This is a genomic window from Citrobacter sp. Cpo142 (assembly GCF_030332425.1).
Lineage (GTDB): Bacteria > Pseudomonadota > Gammaproteobacteria > Enterobacterales > Enterobacteriaceae > Citrobacter > Citrobacter portucalensis.
In genome coordinates this window covers 215,924-240,723 of sequence record NZ_JAOWHW010000113.1, presented here as the reverse complement: position 1 = coordinate 240,723, position 24,800 = coordinate 215,924, and the positions used below count along the sequence as shown (strand labels likewise).

Here is a 24,800-nt window from a genome sequence, read left to right as displayed (position 1 = left end):
TCCATTGGCGGCGGGATCTGATACCCGCCGTTTCATTTTCTGCGAGGCAATGTGGTAACTTTGCGCATTATCCTTATTTCAGGAGCGCATTATCCATGGAACGCACGCACCGCATCGATCTGAAGTTACTGCGTTATTTTCTTGCTGTCGCAGAAGAACTGCATTTTGGACGTGCTGCTGCTCGCCTGAATATGTCGCAACCGCCGCTCAGTACCCATATTAAAGAGCTGGAGCAACAGCTCGGCACTTTGCTATTTATCCGTCATTCCCGCAGCGTGGCGTTAACTCACGCGGGAAAGATATTGATGGAAGAGTCGCGCCGACTGTTATCCAGTGCCAATCAGGCGCTGGCGAGAGTGGAGCAAATTGGTCGTGGTGAGGCAGGGCGAATTGAGCTTGGCGTTATCGGTACAGCGATGTGGGGAAAAATGCGTCCGGTGATGCGGCGTTTTATGAAGGATAATCCCAATGTTGAGGTGCTGTTTCGCGAGAACATGCCCGCGATGCAGATGACGATGCTGGAACGGCGTGAACTGGATGCGGGAATTTGGCGGATGGCTACGGAGCTTTCTCCCGGTTTTACCAGTTTGCGTTTGCATGAGTCCTCTTTTCTGGTTGCCATGCCGGAAGAACATCCTCTTACTGCCTGTGAGTCCATACCGCTGGAGGCGTTGAGAAATGAATATTTTGTCACAATGCCTTCCATTCATACTGACTGGGCATTTTTGCAGCGAGTTTGCCTGAGTGCTGGATTTTCCCCGATGATTATTCGTGAGGTGAGGGAGCCGCAAACGGTGCTGGCGATGATCAGCATGGGGATTGGTATTACGTTAATTGCTGACAGCTATGCGCAGATGAATTGGCCTGGCGTGGTATTTCGACCGTTAGAGGAACGTATTCCGGCGGATTTGTATATTGTGTATGACCAACAGCAGGCGACACCCGCGCTGGGGAAACTGGTAGCGGCATTGACGATGTGATGTCTGTGCCGGCCTACGTGTGCGGTATTGTCTGTAGGCCTGATAAGCGTAGCGCATCAGGCGATGCAGGTTCGAATCTTATAAATCGCAGATAGCAAAAAGGCGCCTTTAGGGCGCCTTTTTACATTGGTGGGTCGTGCAGGATTCGAACCTGCGACCAATTGATTAAAAGTCAACTGCTCTACCAACTGAGCTAACGACCCGAAGTGGTGGGTGATGACGGGATCGAACCGCCGACCCCCTCCTTGTAAGGGAGGTGCTCTCCCAGCTGAGCTAATCACCCACTTCGGTACTTCAATTTTTTGTAAGAAATCCAGCTGGCGAGAAAGTGGTGGGTGATGACGGGATCGAACCGCCGACCCCCTCCTTGTAAGGGAGGTGCTCTCCCAGCTGAGCTAATCACCCACTTCTCAATTTCTTACTCTACACGGCGGAGACTACATAAAGTAGTTGGTGGGTGATGACGGGTTCGAACCGCCGACCCCCTCCTTGTAAGGGAGGTGCTCTCCCAGCTGAGCTAATCACCCCCGCTGTGTGGAGTCGCATTATAGGGAGAGTTGAAAATGAGTCAACGCATTTTCTAAAGAATTTGTTCGTTCGTCGTAAATTTAAACAAAACGATCGCAAATCAATCCATGCAGCATGATTTGTATACGAAAATGGCAAAGCGTGATGTTCCAACCTGAACAACATTGAGGAATCAGACCACAGTGATAGAATACGAGCCTGATAATCTTCCCAGGATTTGCCGGTTGTCGGCATCTTTATAAACGTAAGGCCATTTCATGAAAATCAAAACTCGCTTCGCGCCAAGCCCGACAGGTTACCTGCACGTCGGTGGTGCGCGTACTGCTCTATATTCCTGGCTTTTTGCACGTAACCATGACGGTGAGTTTGTGCTGCGTATTGAAGACACCGATCTCGAACGCTCCACTCCGGAAGCTATTGAAGCCATTATGGATGGCATGAATTGGCTGAATCTGGAATGGGATGAAGGCCCGTACTTCCAGACCAAACGTTTTGATCGCTACAACGCCGTGATTGATGAGATGCTGGAAGCCGGTACCGCGTATAAATGCTATTGCTCCAAAGAGCGTCTGGACGCACTGCGCGAAGAGCAGATGGCAAACGGTGAGAAGCCACGTTACGACGGTCGCTGCCGCCACGGCCATGAGCATCATGCTGCTGATGAACCATGCGTGGTGCGTTTTGCCAACCCGCAGGATGGATCCGTTATTTTTGACGACCAGATCCGTGGGCCGATCGAATTCAGCAACCAGGAGCTGGACGATCTGATCATCCGCCGTACTGACGGTTCCCCGACCTACAACTTCTGTGTTGTTGTCGACGACTGGGATATGGAAATCACTCACGTTATTCGTGGTGAAGACCATATCAACAACACTCCGCGTCAGATCAACATCCTGAAAGCGCTGAATGCGCCGGTGCCGGTTTATGCACACGTGTCGATGATCAACGGCGACGACGGTAAAAAACTCTCTAAACGTCACGGTGCGGTCAGCGTTATGCAGTATCGCGACGACGGTTACCTGCCGGAAGCGCTGCTGAACTATCTGGTGCGTCTGGGCTGGTCCAGCGGCGATCAGGAAATCTTCACCCGTGAAGAGATGATCAAACTGTTCTCCCTTGGTGCGGTGAGCAAGTCTGCCAGTGCGTTCAACACCGAAAAACTGCAGTGGCTGAACCATCACTACATTAATTCGTTGGCACCAGAATATGTGGCAACGCATCTGCAATGGCACATTGAGCAGGAAAATATCGATACTCGCGTCGGCCCGCAGCTGTCTGAGCTGGTTAAACTGCTGGGTGAGCGCTGCAAAACGCTGAAAGAGATGGCACAGAGCTGCCGCTACTTCTACGAAGACTTTGCTGAGTTCGACGCGGATGCAGCTAAGAAACACCTGCGTCCGGTAGCGCGTCAGCCGCTGGAAGTGGTTCGCGATAAGCTGGCTGCTATCAGCGAGTGGACGGCAGAAAACGTGCACCACGCGATTCAGGCGACCGCTGATGAGCTGGAAGTGGGTATGGGTAAAGTTGGGATGCCGCTGCGCGTAGCCGTAACCGGCGCGGGTCAGTCTCCGGCGTTAGACGTCACGGTGCATGCGATTGGTAAATCACGCAGCATTGAGCGTATTAATAAAGCGCTGGCGTTTATTGCTGAGCGTGAAAGCCAGCAGTAAGATCGGTTGAGCGATGAAACAACGGCAGGAGCGCATCCTGCCGTTTTTTTTGCCTGTTATTCAGACTCATCAATACCCAGACGGGTAAGGAAAGTGCGAATACCTTCGCGCGAAATATACATAGCCAGCTTTTCTTGTTCCGTTGGGGACATGTTGTCCAGTGCGCTAATTATCTGGCGACAGGCGTGGCTACGCACCACGTGGTTGTATTCTGCCAGCGGTTCCTCAGCCTGATAAATGTCAGGGACTTTGCGAAAAGCCGGAATATTGAGCAGAAACGTGCGGACGCTGGAGTCGATGTGAATCAGCCTTGCACGACCCCCTTTAACGCCGGGAAACTTTTCGGTGGTCCAGTTTTGTTCTCTGATCCAACGATTGACGGTTTGTTTGGCAACCCCGAGACAGTCCGCCAGTTCTTCGGTCGTCATTTTGCTGCGTAATTTTTTCATATTATTTGTTGTCGCGGATTCCTAAGCGTTGTAACAAACCCGTAATGCCTTCACGCAGGATCAGTGACGTAAACATTTTTTGTTCTGACGGAGTCATCTCTTTGGCGAGCCTAATCAGTAGAGCTTCGATAGAGGTATCGCCGGATAACGATAAATTATCTGATAAACCTTCGGCTGAACGCTCAGCACTGCGAATGTATTCACGAACTTGTTCGGTGACGTGAACCAGACGCGCTTTACCGCCCTGTACGCCTGGTTTTGGTGATGTAGCCCAACCCTCCTTGCGCACCCATTTATTGATGGTCTGTCGGCTGTATCCGGTCAGATTAGCAAGTTCTTCTGGCGTCATCCGTTCCTTGAACATAACGATTCCCTGAATAGTCGTGGGGTTAATTAGTGGCTCATTTTATAGCACCATTTTAGTAGAAACCGTGACGCGTTTAACTACTGAATGCGAGTTGTTACGCAATGTTCTTCATTTGACTGCTTTTTCAGCGATTGAATTCTATGAGTTAATTTTGCCGTTGACACACGCGAAGGGAATTCATATGATGCCGCCCGTCAACTCGACAAGCTTTACGTAATGGGGCTATAGCTCAGCTGGGAGAGCGCTTGCATGGCATGCAAGAGGTCAGCGGTTCGATCCCGCTTAGCTCCACCAAATTTAATCCCAATAAATTTGGTACGTACGTAATAGCATCGTGGGGCTATAGCTCAGCTGGGAGAGCGCTTGCATGGCATGCAAGAGGTCAGCGGTTCGATCCCGCTTAGCTCCACCAAAATTTAAACCCTCGCTGAAAAGCGGGGGTTTTTTGTTTCTGTTTCCTACCTGTTCTTATCCTGTATCTCTTCGGTTTGCTGAATAGCAGGCATAAAAAAACCGGGGAGAAGAATTGAACTGACCCCATAATGTTGGACAGTTTATTTTAAGCGGTTATCTGGGCCTGGGTTCGGTACTCTACCGGACTCAGGCCTTTCAGTTTCTGTTTTATTCTTTCATGGTTGTAATAGTGGATGTAGTCATCGATAGCCATGCGCAACTCGCTGATATTCTTGTGTTCCGTGAGGTAAAAACACACAGATTTCAGTGTGCCGAAGAAGCTCTCCATCACTGCATTGTCATGACAGTTTCCCTTTCTTGACATGCTCTGTTTTAGACCCGCCTCCTTTAGCCGGTTCTGATAATGCGCCATCTGATATTGCCAGCCCTGATCTGAGTGGAGCAGCGGGTATTCGTTTTTGCCCAGTACAGATATAGCCTTCGACAGCATGTTATCCACCATCGACAGAAGAGGACGGGACTCCATCTGATACGCTACTATTTCTCCGTTATACAGATCCAGAACCGGGGACAGATACAGCTTTTCTCCGCTTATTTTAAATTCCGTGACATATGTTACCCACTTCTGGTTGGGTTTATCCACACTGAACTGCCGGTTCAGTACATTACCCGCAACTTTCCCATGCCGGCCTTTGTAAGAGTTATATTTCTTCCTTCTGATACAACAGGTTAAATCTAACACCTTCATTAACCTCTGAACCGTTTTATGGTTCAGTAAGCTTCCTTTCCGGCGGCCAGCCAGCGTGATTCGCCTGTATCCATACCGTCCTTTATGTTTATGGAACAGCGTTAAAATATGCTGCTTATCATCGGCATATTTGTCTGGTTTTTTACCGTTGGCCAGTTGCCAGTAGAACGAGCTTCTTGCCAGCCCTGCAGCTTTTTTAGATATGCCACTTCAGCACGCAGTTGTTCAAGTTCCTCACGTTCATCCGGAGCAAGAGGGGTCTGCAAAGGAGGGACGGGGTGATTCTCAGGGCGTTCTGGCATCGTTTTTTTCCTGCGTCGACTGTCTGTAAGGGCTTCTAATCCCCCTTCATCATACAGTCGTTCCCACTGACTAACAGTGGAAAAGGCAGGGATAGTGAATTTTGCACAGACTTCGCGAACAGACAGCTGGTGTTCACGCATATGCAGGATAACGGACTCTTTAAAAGCAGGAGAATAGGTGAAATGCCGGGTTGTAAGCCCGGCTTCGCCATGGAGCTTCCAGGCAGCAGACCATTTACGAACGGCACTGTGATCGATACCAAAACGTTTTGCAGTCGCCTCCTGTCCTTCCAGCCCGGAAAGGTAGTGCTGCACAACCTCAAGCTTGAAGCTGAGAGAATACTTGCTCATAAAAAACTGCACCTTACTTCGTTGGGTGTCCAACTTTTTGGGTGCAGTTCAGAATCTCCCCGGTCTTATCAATACGACGTTGTCTTACGCTTACAGCACCAGTGCGGCGATAGATGCAGACAGTACGCTCACCAGCGTAGAGCCGTACACCAGCTTCAGACCGAAGCGGGAAACCACGTTACCTTGCTCTTCGTTCAGACCTTTAATCGCACCGGCGATAATACCGATGGAAGAGAAGTTAGCGAAGGAGACCAGGAACACGGACAGGATACCTTCTGCACGCGGAGAGAGCGTGGCGGCAATTTTCTGCAGATCCATCATCGCAACGAATTCGTTGGAAACCAGTTTGGTTGCCATGATACTGCCCACCTGCAGCGCTTCGCTGGACGGCACACCCATTACCCATGCAACAGGGTAGAAGATGTAGCCCAGGATGCCCTGGAAGGAGATGCTGTAGCCAAACCAGCCGGTCACGGTGGCGAACAGGGCGTTCAGGGCTGCGATCAGCGCGATGAAACCAATCAGCATAGCTGCAACGATAATTGCCACTTTGAAACCTGCCAGGATGTATTCACCCAGCATTTCGAAGAAGCTCTGGCCTTCGTGCAGGTTAGACATCTGGATGTTTTCTTCGCTGGCATCAACGGTGTACGGGTTGATCAGCGACAGCACGATAAAGGTGCTGAACATGTTCAGAACCAGCGCTGCAACCACGTACTTCGGCTCCAGCATGGTCATGTACGCGCCGACGATAGACATGGAAACGGTCGACATCGCCGTTGCAGCCATGGTGTACATACGGTTGCGAGACATTTTGCCGAGAATATCTTTATAGGCGATAAAGTTCTCGGACTGACCCAGGATCAGGGAGCTGACGGCGTTGAAGGATTCCAGCTTGCCCATACCGTTCACTTTGGATAACAGGAAACCAATCGCGCGGATGATAACCGGCAGAACGCGGATATGCTGCAAAATACCGATAAGAGCGGAAATGAAGACGATTGGGCACAGCACTTTCAGGAAGAAGAATGCCAGGCCTTTGTCGTTCATGCTGCCGAAGACAAAGTTTGTCCCTTCATTAGCGAATCCGAGGAGTTTTTCAAACATCTCGGAGAAGCCTCTCACGAAGCCCAGACCGACATCAGAGTTCAGGAAGAACCATGCCAGTAACACTTCAATAACAAGCAATTGAATAACATAACGAATGCGGATTTTTTTACGGTCACTGCTTACCAGCAGTGCGAGTACCGCAACCACGGCAAGGGCCAGGACGAAATGAAGAACGCGGTCCATATTTGCTCCAAATATGAGGCAGGTTTAGTTTTCGTGCACATTCTATGTAACAACCATAAAGAAAACGAGATCAAACACACACTATAATAAGGACCTGTGACGAGATTCAAAATTAGTGATCGGTGATACACTTCTGTTATGTTTAGTATGGAAGTGAAAAGTTATGTCATTGTGCTAATCTCATAACAATAATTAAACATCTCACCAGTATTTCCAGAATCCTTATCGATCCATAGACAAACGCTATCAGAGAAATCAACTTCATCCATCAAAATGAATTTGATAATCATTCTCAATAGGCGTAGCTTGAAACATAGCAAAGGCTATGTTTCTGAGGCACTAAAATGACTAACGATCGCGTTGAGAGTAGCAGTGGACGGGCAGCGCGCAAGTTGAAGCTCGCATTAATGGGACCTGCGTTCATCGCGGCGATCGGCTACATCGATCCGGGCAACTTCGCCACCAACATCCAGGCAGGGGCCAGCTTTGGCTATAAACTGTTGTGGGTGGTGGTCTGGGCAAACCTGATGGCGATGCTGATCCAGGTGCTGTCGGCAAAGCTGGGTATTGCCACGGGTAAAAACCTGGCGGAGCAAATTCGCGATCACTATCCTCGTCCGGTGGTGTGGTTCTACTGGGTGCAGGCCGAAATTATCGCCATGGCGACAGACCTTGCTGAATTCATTGGTGCCGCGATTGGTTTCAAATTGATCCTCGGCGTGTCGTTATTGCAGGGGGCCGTGCTCACCGGTATCGCGACTTTTTTGATTCTGATGTTACAGCGCCGTGGGCAAAAACCGCTGGAAAAAGTGATTGGCGGCTTGCTGCTGTTTGTGGCTGCGGCTTACATTGTGGAACTGATCTTTTCCCAGCCGAACTTCGCGCAACTTAGCAAGGGAATGGTTATCCCGAGCCTGCCTAATTCCGAAGCGGTGTTCCTGGCTGCTGGCGTGCTCGGCGCGACTATCATGCCACACGTCATTTATCTGCACTCTTCCTTAACTCAGCATCTGCACGGCGGAACACGTCAACAGCGCTATGCGGCCACGAAATGGGATGTGGCAATCGCCATGACGATTGCTGGATTTGTCAATCTGGCGATGATGGCGACGGCTGCCGCTGCATTTCATTTTAGTGGGCATACCGGTATTGCCGATCTCGATCAAGCATATCTGACACTTGAACCGCTGTTGAGTCACGCTGCGGCGACGGTATTCGGTTTAAGCCTGGTGGCTGCGGGACTTTCTTCTACCGTGGTCGGTACGTTGGCCGGGCAGGTGGTGATGCAAGGGTTTATCCGCTTTCACATTCCGCTATGGGTACGCCGTACCGTCACCATGATGCCATCATTTATTGTGATTTTGATGGGACTGGATCCGACGCGTATTCTGGTGATGAGCCAGGTGTTGCTCAGTTTTGGTATTGCACTGGCGCTGGTGCCGCTGTTGATCTTCACCAGCAACAGTCAGCTGATGGGCGATTTGGTGAATACCCGATGGGTGAAACAGGTAGGCTGGGTGATTGTTGTGCTGGTGGTGGCGCTCAATATCTGGCTGTTGGTAGGAACCGCACTCGGTTTGTAAAAACAAAAGGGCCTGTTGGCCCTTTTGTTACATTAATGATGATGTTTGTGGCCACGCCCGCGACCGCGATGGTCGTCACGATCGTTCCAGCCTTCACGATAACCGCGCTCATAAGCTTTGCGTTTGTCCCAGCCACGATGGTAGCCGTTGTCATGACGCCACCAGCGATTTTTTCGCCACTCATAGTTATGGTGCCAGTAATCCCGGTCGCGCCAGCGGCCGCCATCCCAGTAGTTACCGTAGTTATCGCGATCGCCAATTTGTAATTTTATTGATGGCAGCAGGGTGATTTCGCCAGCGTTCGCGGCCAGCGGTGTAAAAGCCAATAAGACTGCCGCCAGAATCAGTGACCTGAACATGTTTTCTCTCCTTCACGATCGAGCCGTAGCCGGCCTGTTAACGTAATATTACGGGGCAGTAAAGCCCCGTTTCATCGCCTTAACTCTTAAATCGCAAGTGAGAGCACTTTTTGTTAATAAATGTGTCTTTATTTCAATCAACTCAGGATAGCATCAATCTCCGCGCACTCTTCAGACGTAAAGTGACGGTTTGCCAGCATGCCGACAGCGTCTTCAATCTGCGCCGTTTTACTCGCGCCAATCAGCACTGACGTGACTTTGTCATCCCGTAACACCCATGCCAGCGCCATCTGGGAAAGCTTTTGCCCGCGTCGTTCTGCCAGCACATTCAGCGCCCGCACTTTTTCCAGTTTTTGTGGAGTGATCTGGTCCGGATTCAGAAAGCGACTGGTGCTTGCCGCACGAGAATCCGCAGGAATGCCGTTCAGATAGCGGTCGGTTAACTGTCCGCCAGCCAGCGGTGAGAAGGCGATACTGCCGACACCTTTTTCCTGTAATAGCGACAGCAAGCCACCTTCGACCCAACGTTCAAACATGGAATATTTGGGCTGGTGAATAAGGCATGGCGTGCCTAAATCGTCGAGTATTTCAATCGCCTGCCTGGCAAGATCCGCGGGATAGTTAGACAGTCCGACGTACAGCGCTTTGCCCTGACGGACGATGTGATCCAGCGCGCGCATGGTTTCTTTGAGCGGCGTTTCAGGGTCGGGGCGATGGTGGTAGAAGATATCGACATACTCCAGCCCCAGACGCTTCAGGCTTTGATCGAGACTGGCAATCAGATATTTGCGTGAACCCCAGTCACCGTAGGGACCTTCCCACATGGTGTAGCCCGCTTTAGTGGAGATAATAAGCTCATCTCGCCACGGTAAAAAATCTTCCTGCAGGATCCGACCAAAATTCCGTTCTGCCGAACCCGGCGGTGGACCATAGTTATTTGCCAGATCAAAATGGTTAATCCCCAGATCGAATGCGCGCTGTAACAATGCGCGACTGTTCTCGACCTGCGTGGTATCGCCAAAATTGTGCCACAAACCCAGTGAGACAATCGGGAGTTTAAGGCCGCTTTGACCGCAGCGGCGGTACTCCATTGTCTGATAACGATTTTCATCTGCGTGATAAACCATGTCACCCCCCTTCCACAATGCGTGTGTCTTCCAGTGTATACGGTTACACCGCCGATTCTTCAATGAATTTTAACCACCAAAACTGTAAATCCTGCTTTCCACCCCTTCACAGCGACTTTCCTGGACAGTCATCACAGTTCTTCGATACTCAACATGAGGTTACCGTCAGAAGGATAGCTGTCATGCAAACCCCGTATTCCGTTGCTGATTATCTGCTCGACAGGCTGGCAGGCTGTGGCGTCGGCCATCTCTTTGGTGTGCCGGGCGATTATAATTTGCAGTTTCTTGACCACGTGATTGAACATCCCAACGTACGTTGGGTCGGGTGTGCGAATGAATTGAATGCGGCTTATGCGGCAGATGGCTATGCCCGGGTATCCGGGGTAGGGGCGCTGCTCACCACGTTTGGTGTGGGGGAGTTAAGCGCGATTAACGGTATCGCGGGAAGCTATGCGGAATATGTTCCTGTTTTACATATTGTTGGCGCACCCTGTCACGGCGCTCAGCGTCGCGGGGAGTTGATGCATCACACCCTTGGCGACGGTGACTTTCAGCATTTTTACCGCATGCAGCAGGCGGTAACGACGGCCAGCGCGATACTGGATGAACAAAATGCCTGCTATGAAATTGACCGTGTGTTGCGAATGATGCTTACCGAGCGCAGACCGGGCTATCTGATGCTACCTGCTGATGTGGCAAAACAGCCCGCCACACCACCGAATGACATCCTGATTGTTCCTCTGAGCGAGCCGGAAAGTAGCGTGGCAGAGGCGTTTCGCTACCATGCCCGTGAACGATTGCTGGATAGCCCGCGCGTAGCGCTGCTGGCAGATTTTCTCGCGCTGCGTTTTGGCCTGCAGCCGGTCTTGCAGCGCTGGATGGCGGAAACGCCGATGGCCCATGCTACGTTATTGATGGGCAAAGGGCTGTTCGATGAGCGTCATCCGGCGTTTGTTGGCACATACAGCGCCGGAGCCAGTAGCGATTATGTTCGTCAGGCGATAGAAGATGCCGATACGATAATGTGTGTCGGCACACAATTTGTCGACACCCTGACAGCTGGGTTTACACAACAGCTACCGCAGGATCGCACCATTGACGTTCAGCCCCATGCGTCACGAATTGGATCCCACTGGTTTAACATCCCGATGGAGCAGGCGGTCACCACATTACGTGAGCTGTGCCTGGAAATGTCGTTTTCTCTGCCGCCAGAACGTCCGCCAATTGGGCGTGTTCAGGTTGAGAAAGGCCCACTAACGCAGGAAAACTTCTGGCACACGGTGCAGCAGTTTCTGAAGCCTGATGACATTATCCTCGTCGATCAGGGAACCGCCGCCTTTGGCGCGGCTGCGCTCTCGCTACCTTGCGGGGCGGAAGTGCTGGTTCAACCGTTGTGGGGATCTATCGGCTACGCGCTCCCGGCGGCATTCGGCGCGCAAACGGCCTGTCCGGACCGTCGGGTGATCCTGATTATTGGCGATGGCGCGGCGCAGCTCACCATTCAGGAGCTGGGATCGATGCTCAGAGACGGGCAATCGCCGGTTATTTTACTGCTCAACAATGACGGTTATACCGTGGAGCGGGCCATACACGGGGCAAATCAGCGCTATAACGACATCGCCGCCTGGAGCTGGACGTCGGTGCCGCAGGCGTTTAGTCGTGAATGTCAGGCGGAATGCTGGCGGGTGAAGCAGGCGGTACAGCTGGAAGAAGTGCTGGCCCGGCTGTCCCAACCGCAACGACTGTCGTTAATCGAGGTGGTGCTACCGAAAGCCGACCTTCCTGAATTATTGCGCACGGTGACCCGTGCGCTGGAATCTCGCAACGGCGGATAGCTATTTATCAGGGCGCTCAGCGACCATCATCGGTTTGCCCGCCAGCAGCAGCCAGGCGGGCAGCATGACGATGCACAGCAGCGGCAGCAGGGTGGAATCTGGTACCACCACTGCTGCCATAAACAGGCTCAGCCAGGCGTCGCGAGTGACGACCAGCACCAGCCCGAGAATAGAGCAAGAAACCGTGATGGCAGCCGGCACCGCTTCAACATGGGCGTGCAACATTAAGCCAAGCGCGACGCCAACGAATACTGCCGGGAAGATTCGTCCGCCGCGAAAACCACTCGCGGCTGCAACCACTAATGCCGCCAGCTTAATGACGGCGAGCATGAAATAATCTGATGTCCCCAGCGTTTGGCTAAACGCCATTTGCTGCATTTCGTCCAGTCCCTTAAACAAGGTAAGCGGCCCGCCAATAACACCCAAAATGCCAAGGATAAAACCGCCTGCCCCGAGGATCAGCACCGGGTGTTTTAATCGATGCATTAAATGGTGCAAACGCGGCAGACACCAGACGGCCACCATTCCAGCGGCAATGGCGATGGCAGCAACAACCGCGCCGCTGAGGATATCCGTCAAGTGCATCTGCGTGTAGTGCGCGATGGGCAGTGAAAAATGGGGGTGAAAAAACAGGCTGGTGGTTAGCGAACCCGCGGCGGCGGCCATTAACGGCGCAAACAGGCGATCCCACAAGGGCACATCGTTTGAGCTATTCAGCGTTTGCGAAAATATCAGCGCGGCGGCAACGGGGGTACCAAATAGTGCGCCGATGGTGCCGGCAGAGGCGAGAATGGTCCAGTCCAGTTTCGCAATACGGGGAAACATGCGGCTACCAAGTGCTACTGCCAGAGCGATATTTACGGTCATGATGGGGTGTTCCGGACCCAGACTGACGCCACCCGCGAGGCCAAGGATTAGCGCTGCCAGCAGGCCCGGTATTGCTGATGTTGGCACCGGCATGCCAATTAACGGTTCACAGGCCGGATCCGGACCTGCGTGGCCATGACTGTAGAGGATAACTAACCCGACCATGATCCCCGTGAGCGTCAGCATACCGATAATCCAGACCGGAGAGTCCTGGGCTATACCGATGCTAACAGGCAGACGTTCCCACAAAAACTGCTGTAAAACGGAAGCCACTTTCATCACAACGATCAACACCAGGCTGGACGCTATGCCAATGATTAGCGCTGGGGTTGATAGCAAGAGCATCGTTCTGGCTCGCGGATGGAGCATTTTCTATTCCTTAAAACAGAGTCATAGACATAGTTTGCACAGCCTGCCTGACGACATCGCTGCAAATGGTGCTGAAACGATAAAGTAATTGTGTGATCTGGATCGATTTTCCACGGGCATCAGCCTTCAGACCGTTGTTGTTATGTCCCCATGAATTTACAGTGTGGCAAAGATTTATTCTGACTTTAGCGGAGCAGTGGAAGAATGACAAAATATGCTTTAGTAGGGGATGTTGGCGGCACCAACGCGCGTCTTGCTCTGTGCGATATTGCCAGTGGCGAGATTTCGCAGGCAAAAACCTATTCCGGGTTGGATTATCCAAGTCTGGAGGCGGTGGTGCGCGTGTACCTGGATGAGCATAGCGTTAGCGTTGAAGATGGTTGTATTGCCATTGCCTGTCCGATAACCGGCGACTGGGTGGCAATGACCAACCATACCTGGGCGTTCTCTATTGCTGAGATGAAAAAAAATCTGGGCTTCAGCCATCTGGAAATCATCAATGATTTCACCGCTGTGTCGATGGCGATCCCGATGCTGAAAAAAGAGCATTTAATCCAGTTTGGTGGCGCGGAACCTGTTGAAGGTAAACCTATTGCGGTTTATGGCGCAGGAACCGGGCTCGGCGTGGCGCATCTGGTGCACGTGGATAAACGCTGGGTAAGTCTCCCTGGTGAAGGCGGCCACGTGGATTTTGCGCCTAACAGCGAGGAAGAGGGAATTATCCTTGAGGTTCTGCGCGCGGAAATAGGTCATGTTTCCGCTGAGCGCGTGCTGTCTGGTCCGGGGCTGGTGAATCTGTATCGCGCCATCGTCAAATCTGACGGACGCCTGCCGGAAAATCTGCAGCCGAAGGACATCACCGCACGGGCGCTGGAAGATTCCTGCATCGACTGTCGTCGTGCGCTGTCGCTGTTCTGCGTCATCATGGGACGTTTTGGTGGCGACCTGGCGTTAACGCTGGGCACGTTTGGTGGCGTGTACATCGCCGGGGGTATCGTGCCGCGCTTCCTCGACTTTTTTAAAGCGTCGGGCTTCCGTGGTGGTTTTGAAGATAAAGGCCGTTTTAAAGCCTATGTGCAGGATATTCCGGTGTATCTGATCGTGCACGATAATCCTGGACTACTTGGCGCTGGTGCGCATTTACGTCAGACGTTAGGCCATATTCTTTAATTCATCAATCAGAAACCTGCAAAACCGCGTAAATTACGCGGTTTTTTTATGCCTACCGCCTACCTTTCCGACCTTCGTCACATTTCCGAATGACGGGATTAATTGTCCAGTAAAAGCATTATTTGTCTGATAACGGTTGTTACTTTCCTCGGACCATAATTTCACTCGTTAACTATTACGAGGAAATGATTATGAGCAAAAAACTGATTGCCGTCTGCGCGTGTCCAATGGGCCTGGCCCATACCTTTATGGCGGCTCAGGCGCTGGAAGAAGCGGCGGTTGAAGCGGGTTATGAAGTGAAAATTGAAACTCAGGGCGCGGACGGAATTCAAAATCGTCTGACGGCGCAGGATATCGCTGAGGCGACGTTAATCATCCACTCTGTTGCTGTTACTCCAGAAGATAACGAGCGTTTTGAGTCGCGTGACGTCTATGAAATTACGTTACAGGACGCGATAAAAAATGCGGCCGGCATCATTAAAGAGATCGAAGAGATGGTTGCCGCTGAACAACAATAATCATCGACAGGGAATTACGTATGGCCATTAAAAAACGCAGTGCAACCGTTGTGCCTGGCGCATCTGGTGCGGCAGCGGCAATAAAAAATCCACCGGCCTCCCGCAATAGCTTCTGGGGCGAACTTCCGCAACATGTGATGTCGGGTATTTCACGCATGGTGCCGACGTTAATTATGGGCGGGGTCATTCTCGCCTTCTCGCAACTGATCGCCTATAGCTGGCTCGATATTCCTGCTGACACAGGCATCATGGATGCGCTGAACAGCGGAAAATTTACTGGTTTTAATCTCTCATTGCTGAAGTTTGCCTGGCTGTCGCAATCTTTTGGCGGCGTGCTGTTTGGCTTTGCTATCCCGATGTTTGCCGCGTTTGTCGCTAACTCTATCGGCGGCAAGTTGGCATTTCCGGCGGGGTTCATCGGCGGGCTAATGTCTACTCAGCCCACGCAGATGCTGAATTTTGACCCCGCGACGCTGCAATGGGCAACCAGTGCTCCCGTACCGTCAACCTTTATTGGCGCGCTGATTATCTCGATTGTCGCCGGGTATCTGGTGAAGTGGATGAACCAAAAAATCCAGCTGCCTGATTTCCTGCTGGCGTTCAAAACCACTTTTTTACTGCCCATTCTTTCCGCGATATTCGTCATGCTGGCGATGTACTACGTGATCACACCGTTTGGCGGCTGGATCAACGGCGGGATCCGTACTCTGCTGACGGCGGCTGGCGAGAAAGGCACGCTGATGTATGCGATGGGTATTTCCGCGGCAACGGCGATTGACCTTGGTGGCCCAATAAATAAAGCAGCAGGTTTTGTCGCCTTCAGCTTTACCACCGATCATGTTCTACCGGTAACCGCGCGTTCTATTGCGATTGTCATTCCTCCGATTGGTCTTGGGCTGGCCACGCTTATTGATCGTCGCTTAACCGGCAAACGTCTGTTCAGCGCACAGCTCTACCCGCAGGGAAAAACGGCGATGTTCCTCGCGTTTATGGGCATCAGTGAAGGGGCGATCCCATTTGCGCTGGAAAGTCCCATCACGGCAATTCCTTCCTACATGGTTGGTGCCATTGTTGGATCGACGGCTGCCGTCTGGTTGGGGGCGGTGCAGTGGTTCCCGGAATCGGCTATCTGGGCGTGGCCGCTGGTAACTAACCTCGGCGTCTATATGGCGGGGATCCTGTTAGGCGCGGTGATTACGGCGCTGATGGTGGTGTTCCTGCGCAACATGATGTATCGCAAAGGCAAATTGCTGATTGAAAGTCTCTGATTAAAAGGATTGTGACCATGAGCTTACTTGCCTCGCTGCGCGACTGGTTAACAGCGCAACATCTTGATGCGATGCTGCTGTCATCGCGGCAGAACAAACAGCCACATATGGGGATCTCCAGCAGTTCAGGGTTTGTGTTTATCAGCCACGAAAGTGCGCACATCCTGGTCGATGCCCGTTACTACACCGATGTCGCCACGTGTACTCAGGGCTATCAGATCCATCTACTCGATGGAACACAGACGCTGTATTCGCAGGTTAATCACATCATTGCGAACGAAAAGCTGCAGACGGTGGGATTCGAAGGTGAGCAGGTAAGCTGGGAAACGGCAAACGCGTGGTCGGGCAAACTGTGCGCCCGATTAGTGAGCGCCGTGCCGGACGTACTCCGGCAGGTGAAAACGGCGCAGGAGATAGCTTGCATCCGCGAAGCCTGCCGGATCGCCGACCTTAGTGCTGAACATATACGCCGCTTTATTCAACCTGGTCTCAGTGAGCGCGAAATTGCCGCTGAACTGGAGTGGTTTATGCGCACGCTCGGCGCAGATAAAGCCTCTTTTGACACCATTGTCGCCAGCGGCTGGCGCGGTGCTCTGCCACACGGCAAAGCCAGCGATAAACGTGTTGAGGCGGGTGAGTTCATTACGCTGGATTTTGGCGCACAGTATCAGGGCTATTGTTCGGATATGACGCGAACCTTTCGCATCCCCGACGCCAACCTGCCAGCGGAAGAAAGCGCGCTGTTTGCCGTGTATCAGATTGTCCTGGCGGCGCAGCGTGCCGCGGTGGCGGCAATTCGACCAGGCGCGCGTTGCAATGAGGTGGATGCCGCAGCCAGGCGGGTTATTACGCAGGCGGGCTATGGCGACGCGTTTGGCCACAATACCGGACACGCTATTGGCATTGAGGTGCATGAAAACCCACGTTTTTCCCCTAATGACACAACGACTCTGGCGGCTGGCATGCTACTCACCGTTGAGCCGGGTATTTATCTGCCGGGGCAGGGAGGAGTACGTATTGAGGATGTGGTGCTGGTTACGCCAGATGGCGGAGAGGTGCTCTACACCATGGCGAAAACATTGTTACACACGGGAGAGGCGTAATGGACTTATCGCTACTGAAAGCGCTGAGCGAGGCGGATGCGATCGCTTCTTCAGAACAAGAAGTGCGTCAGATCCTGCTTGAAGAGGCGGATCGTTTGCATAAAGAGGTGCGCTTTGATGGCCTGGGGTCGGTGCTGATCCGTCTGAATGAATCAACCGGTCCGAAGGTGATGATCTGCGCGCATATGGATGAAGTGGGATTTATCGTGCGCAGCATTTCCAGCGAAGGAGCTATCGATGTATTGCCGGTGGGAAATGTGCGTATGGCGGCCAGACAATTGCAGCCGGTGCGGATTACCACCCGTGAAGAGAGCAAAATTCCCGGTCTGCTTGATGGAGAGCGCAGCGGTAATGAGGTCAGTGCCCTGCGGGTAGACATTGGCGCGCGATCTTACGACGAGGTACTTCAGGCCGGTATACGCCCTGGCGATCGCGTCACCTTTGATACAACTTTTCAGGTTTTGCCGCATCAGCAAGTTATGGGCAAAGCCTTTGATGACCGACTTGGATGTTATTTGCTGGTGGCGCTACTGCGCGAATGGCATGACTCAACTCCCCCTTGTGAGGTCTGGCTGGTGGCCAGTTCCAGTGAAGAAGTAGGACTGCGCGGAGGACAAACAGCAGCACGTGCAGTCGCACCGGATGTGGCAATCGTGCTGGATACCGCCTGTTGGGCCAAAAACTTTGATTATGGTGCGGCCAACCATCGGCAGACTGGTAAAGGCCCAATGCTGGTGTTAAGCGATAAATCGCTGATTGCACCACCAAAGCTGACGGCGTGGGTTGAAAGCGTGGCCGCCGATGTGGGGATTTCCTTGCAGCTCGACATGTTCAGTAACGGCGGCACCGACGGTGGAGCTGTGCACGTAAGCGGCACGGGGATCCCAACGTTTGTCATGGGGCCCGCCACACGGCATGGGCACTGCGCGGCATCGATTGCAGACTGTCGTGACATCATTCAGACCCAGCAGTTGTTGTCGGCTCTTATTTCACATCTTACGTGCGAAACCGTGGCTCATCTGACGGATTTCAGGTGCTGATTTCGCGCTAATCAGGAGTTGTTATGCTAACGATTCAATTTCTTTGCCCGTTACCCAATGGTCTGCATGCACGTCCGGCGTGGGAGCTGAAAGAGCAGTGCAGCCAGTGGCAAAGTGAGGTGATATTTATTAACCATCGCCAGAATGCGAGGGCGGATGCGAAAAGCTCGTTGGCGCTGATTGGCACCGGGACGCTGTTTAACGACAGCTGTAGCTTAACCATCACCGGTCACGATGAAGAACAGGCTCGGCGAGTGCTGGAGGAGTATCTCCAGCACCGGTTTATTGACAGCGATAGCGTTCAACCGACTCCGGAGGAACTGGCGGCGCATCCGTTGCCGCGTTCGCTGATTCGCCTCAATCCAGACCTTCTTTATGGCACCATGCTGGCAGGGGGCGTGGGGGCAGGTACGCTCACGCTTTGGCAGAGCGATAATCTGGAAAGCTATCGCGCCATTGCAGCGAGTGCGGAAGACAACACCCGGCTGGAACACAGTCTGGCGACGCTTGCCGAACAGCTCAATCAACAGCTGCGCGAGCGTGACGGCGAGAGTAAAACCATCCTCAGCGCGCATCTGTCTCTGATTCAGGACGACGAGTTTGCCGGGAATATTCGCCGCTTAATGCTGGAGCAGCATCTGGGGCTAGGGGCCGCAATCGTCGCCAATATGGAACAGGTGTGCGATAAGCTGTCGGCCTCCGGTAGCGATTATCTGCGCGAGCGTGTCAGCGACATCCGTGATATCAGCGAACAGCTGCTGCACATCACCTGGCCTGAAAGACGTCCGCGCAATGCGCTGGTGCTGAATAAGCCGACGATTCTGGTCGCTGAGGATTTGACGCCCAGCCAGTTTTTAAGCCTCGATTTGCAGCATCTGTCTGGCATGATCCTGGAGAAAACAGGGCGTACCTCGCATACCCTGATTCTCGCTCGCGCATCCGCTATTCCGGTGCTTAGTGGCTTGCCGCTGGAGGCTATTAGCCGCTATGCAGGGCAGCCTGCGGTACTGGATGCCCGTTGTGGAGTACTGGCCATCAATCCGGACGATGCGGTTCGCGGCTATTACGCGATTGCGCAGAAGCTGGCCGATGAATGCCAGCGGCGGCAGGCGCTTGATGCCGCCCAGCCCGCGTTGACCAAAGATAATCAGCGTATTGATGTTGCGGCGAATATCGGCACCGCGCTCGAAGCGCCGGGTGCATTTGCCAATGGTGCGGAAGGGATTGGGCTGTTTCGTACTGAAATGCTGTTTATGGACCGCGACAGTGCTCCTGACGAGCAGGAACAGTTTGAAGCCTACCAGCAGGTTTTATTGGCCGCAGGCGACAAGCCGGTTATCTTTCGCACCATGGATATCGGTGGTGATAAGAATATCCGCTATCTCAATATTCCGCAGGAAGATAATCCGTTTCTCGGCTACCGTGCGGTGCGGATTTATCCGGAGTTTGCCGGACTGTTTCGTACCCAACTGCGTGCCATCCTACGCGCGGCGACCTTCGGTAACGCACAGCTGATGATCCCGATGGTGCACAGCCTTGACCAGATTTTGTGGGTAAAAAGCGAACTGCAAAAAGCGCTGGTGGCGCTGAAAGCAGACGGTTTACGTCATGCCCCGACAATCTCATTGGGGATTATGGTTGAAGTCCCTTCGGTGTGTTACATCATCGACCATTTCTGCGATGAGGTGGATTTCTTCAGTATTGGTTCAAATGACATGACCCAGTACCTGTACGCCGTCGATCGCAATAATCCACGCGTTTCGCCGCTGTACAACCCGATTACGCCGTCGTTCCTGCGTATGTTGCAGCAGATTGTTCACGTGGCGCACGAACGTGGTAAATGGGTGGGTATTTGCGGAGAACTGGGCGGCGAAGGACGCTATTTACCGTTGCTGCTGGGTTTAGGACTCGATGAGCTGAGTATGAGCAGTCCACGCATTCCGGCGGTAAAAAGTCAGCTTCGTCAACTGAACAGCCAGGCATGCCGCGAACTCGCTATGCAGGCCTGCGAGTGCCGTAGCGCTCAGGAGATTGAAGATCTGCTGAATCAGTTTGCACCGCAAAAAGATGTGCGTCCGCTGCTGGCGCTGGAGAATATCTTTGTTGGTGAATCTCTGAGCAACAAAGAGCAGGTGCTCCAGTTTCTGTGCGGCAATCTTGGGGTAAACGGACGCACTGAACATCCGTTTGAGCTGGAAGAGGATGTCTGGCAGCGCGAAGAGATAGTTACCACCGCCGTCGGTTTTGGGGTGGCAATCCCTCACACGAAATCCCAGTGGATCCGCCATTCCAGCATCAGCATTGCCCGGCTTGCTCAGCCCGTTGACTGGCAGTCTGAGATGGGCGAGGTGGAACTGGTGATCATGCTGACGCTGGGTGCCGATGAAGGCATTAACCACGTGAAGGTCTTCTCGCAGCTGGCGCGTAAGCTGGTGAACAAGCAGTTCCGCCAGTCGTTGTTTGCCGCTGAAGATGCCGAGAGCATTCTGGCGCTGCTGGAGGCGGAACTGACATTTTAAGCTTCACTGAAAGAACGCTATCCAGCCTGTGGCGTTGTGGTTGCAGGCTGGGTAAACGCTACCGGAAAGTGAAATCATCAATGCGGCGTGTTGTGCCCCGGCAGTTTCCCGGCTCTTAACAGTTTCATCTCTTGCTTGCAGAGCAGAACCACCGCATGACGACCTTTAACTCGGCGGGAGGTGAGGGCTCTTTTCACGGTCTGACGATCCGCACCTGATTCCAGCATTTGAAAACACATCACGGAGAGTGCACGTCTGTTTTTCATCGCATATTCACTTTATCGAGTAAGCCAGTAGGATTTGGCTAAAGGCCGCTATTTTACAACGAGGCAAACGGATATGACTAACAGCGTTGGTGTTGTCTCATTTAACGCGCCGACTGAAAGCGTGCGCCGTACTCTCCGGGCGTCAGGCCAAACTGACGTCGGAACAGGCGGCAGAAATAATCACTGTCCTGATATCCACACCGTTGTGCGACTTCGCTAATCGACAGATGGTATTTCTGTAAGATGATGCGTGCCTTCGCCATTCTGACCCACCGCAGATACTCGACGAACCCCATGGTACCGTGCTGGGCAAACACTTTTGACAGGTGATTGGGTGTGATATTAAAAAAAAGCGCCACGCTTTCCCGGGTCAGTGGTTGAGCATAGTTATCCTGTACCCAATTACACATACTGTGATAGAGAAATTCAGCGCGCGGACGCTCTGCGTCAGGGCGGGTATTGACCACACTACGACACAGATGCAGCAGGCTAAGCACCAGCGGCTGAATAATATCCTGGGCCTGAGGAGAGCGGCTTAAATGGGTTAATGCAGTGAGCATCGCCTCGCCTTCGCCACGTTGCGGATGCGGTAGCTCAATACGGCGAACTGGACGTAACAGCGATGCGGTTCGGTTATCGTAAAAAGAGAGTCCCAGCCATGCCGGGGAAAACACCAGGCTTAGTAGCATCACGGGTTTATCGCTGCCGGGCAGATTCGCCGCTTTCGCCGGGATAAACAGCATGTCGCCTTCCGCCAGACTATGCTGCTGTTTTTCCAGCCGGTTGCTGTATTCCCCACGTAGCACGATATCGAGGCGCGGGAGGTCAATACATAAACTACCGGTCGGTAGAGTGGTTCGCTGGGTTGCGAACCACACGCGCCCCAGGCGCTGCGGGTTTAACACCAGGCCGCTGAACAGATCGGCGAAAAACTGTTGGTCTGCGGGTAGGCCTGGCTCTTTCATCGTTCTTTCTCTGCGCTATAAATGCATTAACTGTCTGAACTCTTTCACTTTACTCCGACTAACCGGGATTTCAAATTCCAGATCCTTTAAACGCAGAATATAAGTGTTGTTAAACCAGGGCTCGATCTCGCGGATTTTATTCAGATTTACGCAGAACGAGCGGTGGCAGCGGAAGAAATGCGAAGCCGGTAGTTTGCTGCAAAATTCGCTGATGTTCATCGGCATGACGTATGATTCTCGTCGCGTATAGACGAACGTCATCTTTTCATGCGCTTCAGCGTAGTAGATGTCGTTGATTGGGGTCACGATGATCCGCTCATCTTTGATCAGGTTGATCGTATCGTTTTCGCGGGCTACCGGACTTACAGGGGACGTTCCCGTTTGCTGTTGCTGCCAGGCGGCTTCCAGCTTTTGCAGCATGCTGACAATGCGTGATTCCTGGTACGGCTTCAGAATGTAGTCAAAAGCTTCCAGTTCGAAGGCTTCGACGGCGTGCTCTTTCCACGCGGTAATAAACACAATAAAAGGTTTATGCGCGAACTGGCTGATATTTTGTGCCAGCAATACGCCGTCCAGCGAGGGAATATTGATATCCAGAAAAATGGCGTCAACGCGGTTGTGCTGGAGGTATTTCAGCACGTCCAGACCATCGTCAAACGTGCCGACAATCTCCATCTGGCTATGCTCTTTTATCAGCCAGCTCAGTTCCTGTTGGGCCAGGAATTCATCTTCAACAATGATGACTTTCACGACTTCACTCCTGGTTAAAGCAATAATGTGGCCGGTGCGGCAGCGGGCGAGTGCTGATTAGGCACATAAAAGGCAATCTCAGTGCCTGGCTCCAGACGGCGGATATGTAATCCCTCACCGTAGAGCAGCTTAACGCGATGGTGCACATTCAACAGACCAATTTTATTACCCGGCATTTCATTGGATTCGACCCGTTCAATCACTTTTGGATCGATACCATGACCCGTATCCCGTACGGCAATCCGTACCCGGTTACCGCACTCCGCAACGCTGATAGTGACCACGCCTTTTCCTTTGCAGGGCTGGATCCCATGGACGATAGCGTTCTCTACCAACGGCTGAATCAACAAGCTGGGGATAAAACAGCTTACTTCTTCGTCGATATCATAAATAACGGTCAGCTTGTCGCCAAAGCGGGCCTGTTCGATGGTGATGTAATCCTTGATTTGATACAGCTCTTTCTTGATGTCGATCTGCTCATCGTCTTTTAATTCAATATTATAGCGAAGATAGCGCGACAAATTAAAAATGAGCTGACGTGCGGTGTCCGGGTTAAGCCGCACCGACGATGAAATCGCGTTCAGAGCGTTAAACAGAAAATGGGGATTTATTTTGCTTTGCAGCGCGCGTAGCTCTGCCTTATTTGCCATTTCTCGTAGTTGCTCTGCGCGGGAGACTTCAAGCTGGGTGGAGATGATTTGCGACAGACCGATCGCCATTTCCTGTAACGAGGAAGTGATTTGATGAGCGTGACAGTAGTAGATCTTCAGCGTGCCGGTCACGACGCCTTTCTCCCAAAGCGGGATCACCAGCATGGAGTGAATTTCCGGGGTGCGATGCGCTTCATCATTGTTTTTTATGATAATTTTACCGTGATTTATGGCTTCCTGCGTGGTGGGGCTGACGAAGTCATCGTTATCGCGGTAGTTGATCTCTCCAACGCCAACATAGGCCAGAACGTGCTGAGTATTGGTGATGGCAACCGCGTCAGCGTGGATATCGTGGCGAATAATTTCGCACACCTGACGTAACGACTCGCTGTTGACCTGACGAAAGAGCGGTAGCGTTTTGTTGGCGATATCCAGCGCCAGCTTGGCCTGTTTTGCAGCGCTGGCTTCTTTCTCACCTTCAACGCTTTGTACCAGCATCACGATAAAGCCAATACAGACGCTGCCGAGGATCATCGGGATACCGATTTTTGAGACAATATCCAGCCCCAGGTCGGTGGTGGGCGCCCAGGCGACAACGAGGATCATGGTCAGTGATTCGCACAGCATTCCGCCTAAAATACCTGCGCGCCAGTGCTGCGCTTTGGGGATCTTACGGTTGATCCACCCGGCAATGCAGCCAGCCAGAATGCTGGTAATAAAGCAGGGCAGGGCAGTTACGCCGCCAATATCGATCAGGTAACGGTGGGTGCCTGCGATCAGCCCCGTAATAATGCCAACCCACGGACCGAACAGGATCCCTCCTGACATAACCGCGATAATACGCACGTTGACCAGAGAACCTTCTACCGGTACGCCTGACCAGGTACTGAACAGGGCAAACATGGAGAAAATCGCGGTAACGGCGAGCAGCTCTTTTGGGGAGTGGGCTGACTTGTGCAACAGTTCGCGAAACAGGCGGATACGAATCAGGAAAAACAGACAGAACAGCATCAGTGCTGCCCGGTCAAATACCGCCAGCAGCATATTGAATATTTCGTGCACGGGTGACTCTTGCGCAAGGGTTAAACCACTATGATAGGTAACCTGAGGCAGGATGACCAGCATCCCCGCAGCTCAGAGCTAATGGGGAAAAACCATAATATTAAAAGGGGATTGTTGCATGATTGTTGTATTTACAATACCTGTCCTGTCAGCGCCGCATTCAAGGTAATGTATTTAACAACAAAATGTTAAATGATGGTAATTTTAAGCGGATTGTGAAAATGAATATTTCCTCATTTTACTA

General features: G+C 52.4%; 21 protein-coding genes, 6 tRNA genes and 1 pseudogene. 13 read left to right on the top strand and 15 right to left on the bottom strand.

Features of this window, described 5'->3' with window-relative positions; all coding sequences use genetic code 11:
- Positions 1-95: 95 nt before the first annotated feature.
- Positions 96-980, top strand: a complete 885-nt coding sequence (locus tag OGY18_RS10945) for a LysR family transcriptional regulator (protein WP_126317606.1) — start codon at positions 96-98, stop codon at positions 978-980.
- A gap of 127 nt (positions 981-1,107) precedes the next feature.
- Here OGY18_RS10945 and OGY18_RS10940 read toward each other — a convergent pair.
- From OGY18_RS10940 to OGY18_RS10925, 4 genes are all read right to left on the bottom strand, one after another.
- Positions 1,108-1,183, bottom strand: a tRNA-Lys gene (locus tag OGY18_RS10940).
- A gap of 4 nt (positions 1,184-1,187) precedes the next feature.
- A tRNA-Val gene (locus OGY18_RS10935) sits at positions 1,188-1,263 on the bottom strand.
- Between the two features lie 46 nt (positions 1,264-1,309).
- Positions 1,310-1,385: transfer RNA gene (locus OGY18_RS10930), tRNA-Val, on the bottom strand.
- 46 nt (positions 1,386-1,431) lie between these two features.
- A tRNA-Val gene (locus tag OGY18_RS10925) sits at positions 1,432-1,507 on the bottom strand.
- A gap of 258 nt (positions 1,508-1,765) precedes the next feature.
- Here OGY18_RS10925 and gltX point away from each other — a divergent pair.
- A complete protein-coding gene (gltX, locus tag OGY18_RS10920; protein ID WP_008785393.1) occupies positions 1,766-3,181 on the top strand; it encodes a glutamate--tRNA ligase in 1,416 nt (471 codons plus the stop codon).
- Positions 3,182-3,237: 56 nt separating this feature from the next.
- On the opposite strand, the gene OGY18_RS10915 is transcribed toward gltX, so the two are convergent.
- Positions 3,238-3,630 (bottom strand): MerR family transcriptional regulator, encoded by a 393-nt coding sequence (locus OGY18_RS10915; protein WP_148361680.1) that lies wholly within the window; start codon positions 3,628-3,630, stop codon positions 3,238-3,240.
- A 1-nt stretch (position 3,631) separates the two neighbouring features.
- Entirely contained in the window at positions 3,632-3,994 is a 363-nt protein-coding gene (locus OGY18_RS10910; RefSeq protein ID WP_003028277.1) for a YfeC-like transcriptional regulator, read from the bottom strand.
- A 221-nt stretch (positions 3,995-4,215) separates the two neighbouring features.
- Between OGY18_RS10910 and OGY18_RS10905 the strand changes: the two genes are divergently transcribed.
- Together OGY18_RS10905 and OGY18_RS10900 are read left to right on the top strand one after the other, a co-directional pair.
- A tRNA-Ala gene (locus tag OGY18_RS10905) sits at positions 4,216-4,291 on the top strand.
- Positions 4,292-4,333: 42 nt separating this feature from the next.
- A tRNA-Ala gene (locus OGY18_RS10900) sits at positions 4,334-4,409 on the top strand.
- A 147-nt stretch (positions 4,410-4,556) separates the two neighbouring features.
- On the opposite strand, the pseudogene OGY18_RS10895 reads toward OGY18_RS10900, so the two are convergent.
- A pseudogene (locus OGY18_RS10895) lies at positions 4,557-5,812 on the bottom strand (IS3 family transposase).
- A 90-nt stretch (positions 5,813-5,902) separates the two neighbouring features.
- On the bottom strand, positions 5,903-7,105 hold the full coding sequence (gene nupC, locus OGY18_RS10890; RefSeq protein ID WP_003834893.1) for a nucleoside permease NupC: 1,203 nt from the start codon (positions 7,103-7,105) through the stop codon (positions 5,903-5,905).
- A 273-nt stretch (positions 7,106-7,378) separates the two neighbouring features.
- Between nupC and OGY18_RS27530 the strand changes: the two genes are divergently transcribed.
- The gene (locus tag OGY18_RS27530; RefSeq protein ID WP_418219455.1) at positions 7,379-7,453 is read left to right on the top strand and encodes a hypothetical protein; all 75 of its coding nucleotides are present in this window, start codon (positions 7,379-7,381) and stop codon (positions 7,451-7,453) included.
- A complete protein-coding gene (locus tag OGY18_RS10885; RefSeq protein WP_003834891.1) occupies positions 7,450-8,688 on the top strand; it encodes an Nramp family divalent metal transporter in 1,239 nt (412 codons plus the stop codon). The genes OGY18_RS27530 and OGY18_RS10885 overlap by 4 nt, the downstream gene beginning before the upstream one ends.
- A 32-nt stretch (positions 8,689-8,720) precedes the next feature.
- Here OGY18_RS10885 and ypeC read toward each other — a convergent pair whose 3' ends face one another.
- On the bottom strand, positions 8,721-9,047 hold the full coding sequence (gene ypeC, locus OGY18_RS10880; protein ID WP_003834889.1) for a DUF2502 domain-containing protein YpeC: 327 nt from the start codon (positions 9,045-9,047) through the stop codon (positions 8,721-8,723).
- Between the two features lie 137 nt (positions 9,048-9,184).
- On the bottom strand, positions 9,185-10,174 hold the full coding sequence (gene mgrA / locus OGY18_RS10875) for an L-glyceraldehyde 3-phosphate reductase (RefSeq protein ID WP_003834887.1): 990 nt from the start codon (positions 10,172-10,174) through the stop codon (positions 9,185-9,187).
- Between the two features lie 182 nt (positions 10,175-10,356).
- Between mgrA and OGY18_RS10870 the strand changes: the two genes are divergently transcribed.
- Positions 10,357-12,009 carry an alpha-keto acid decarboxylase family protein gene (locus OGY18_RS10870; RefSeq protein WP_286552978.1) on the top strand — a complete coding sequence of 551 codons (1,653 nt, stop codon included), beginning with the start codon at positions 10,357-10,359 and terminating at the stop codon, positions 12,007-12,009.
- On the opposite strand, the gene OGY18_RS10865 is transcribed toward OGY18_RS10870, so the two are convergent.
- Complete coding sequence (locus OGY18_RS10865) at positions 12,010-13,245, bottom strand: ion channel protein (protein WP_286552976.1); 1,236 nt, start codon at positions 13,243-13,245, stop codon at positions 12,010-12,012.
- Positions 13,246-13,449: 204 nt separating this feature from the next.
- Here OGY18_RS10865 and glk point away from each other — a divergent pair, with 204 nt between their 5' ends.
- The 6 genes from glk (at position 13,450) to ptsP (ending at position 20,863) form a co-directional block, all read left to right on the top strand.
- Entirely contained in the window at positions 13,450-14,415 is a 966-nt protein-coding gene (gene glk, locus OGY18_RS10860; RefSeq protein WP_003028256.1) for a glucokinase, read from the top strand.
- 191 nt (positions 14,416-14,606) lie between these two features.
- Positions 14,607-14,933: a PTS fructose transporter subunit IIB gene (locus tag OGY18_RS10855; RefSeq protein ID WP_003028254.1), complete on the top strand. Its 327-nt coding sequence runs from the start codon at positions 14,607-14,609 to the stop codon at positions 14,931-14,933.
- A 20-nt stretch (positions 14,934-14,953) separates the two neighbouring features.
- Complete coding sequence (locus OGY18_RS10850) at positions 14,954-16,201, top strand: PTS fructose transporter subunit IIC (protein ID WP_079939122.1); 1,248 nt, start codon at positions 14,954-14,956, stop codon at positions 16,199-16,201.
- A 17-nt stretch (positions 16,202-16,218) separates the two neighbouring features.
- On the top strand, positions 16,219-17,304 hold the full coding sequence (gene ypdF, locus OGY18_RS10845) for an aminopeptidase (RefSeq protein WP_149385257.1): 1,086 nt from the start codon (positions 16,219-16,221) through the stop codon (positions 17,302-17,304).
- The gene (gene ypdE / locus OGY18_RS10840) at positions 17,304-18,344 is read left to right on the top strand and encodes an aminopeptidase (RefSeq protein WP_149385258.1); all 1,041 of its coding nucleotides are present in this window, start codon (positions 17,304-17,306) and stop codon (positions 18,342-18,344) included. Before ypdF ends, ypdE begins: the two co-directional genes overlap by 1 nt.
- Before the next feature lie 23 nt (positions 18,345-18,367).
- Complete coding sequence (ptsP, locus tag OGY18_RS10835; protein WP_191236123.1) at positions 18,368-20,863, top strand: phosphoenolpyruvate--protein phosphotransferase; 2,496 nt, start codon at positions 18,368-18,370, stop codon at positions 20,861-20,863.
- A gap of 77 nt (positions 20,864-20,940) precedes the next feature.
- Here ptsP and OGY18_RS10830 read toward each other — a convergent pair whose 3' ends face one another.
- The 4 genes from OGY18_RS10830 to OGY18_RS10815 all read right to left on the bottom strand — a co-directional run bounded on the left by OGY18_RS10830 (position 20,941) and on the right by OGY18_RS10815 (position 24,556).
- A complete protein-coding gene (locus tag OGY18_RS10830) occupies positions 20,941-21,129 on the bottom strand; it encodes a hypothetical protein (RefSeq protein ID WP_286552974.1) in 189 nt (62 codons plus the stop codon).
- 101 nt (positions 21,130-21,230) lie between these two features.
- On the bottom strand, positions 21,231-22,094 hold the full coding sequence (locus OGY18_RS10825) for an AraC family transcriptional regulator (protein ID WP_149385260.1): 864 nt from the start codon (positions 22,092-22,094) through the stop codon (positions 21,231-21,233).
- A 15-nt stretch (positions 22,095-22,109) separates the two neighbouring features.
- Positions 22,110-22,844: a LytR/AlgR family response regulator transcription factor gene (locus tag OGY18_RS10820; protein ID WP_003834866.1), complete on the bottom strand. Its 735-nt coding sequence runs from the start codon at positions 22,842-22,844 to the stop codon at positions 22,110-22,112.
- A gap of 14 nt (positions 22,845-22,858) precedes the next feature.
- Entirely contained in the window at positions 22,859-24,556 is a 1,698-nt protein-coding gene (locus OGY18_RS10815; protein WP_126317618.1) for a sensor histidine kinase, read from the bottom strand.
- Between the last annotated feature and the right edge of the window lie 244 nt (positions 24,557-24,800).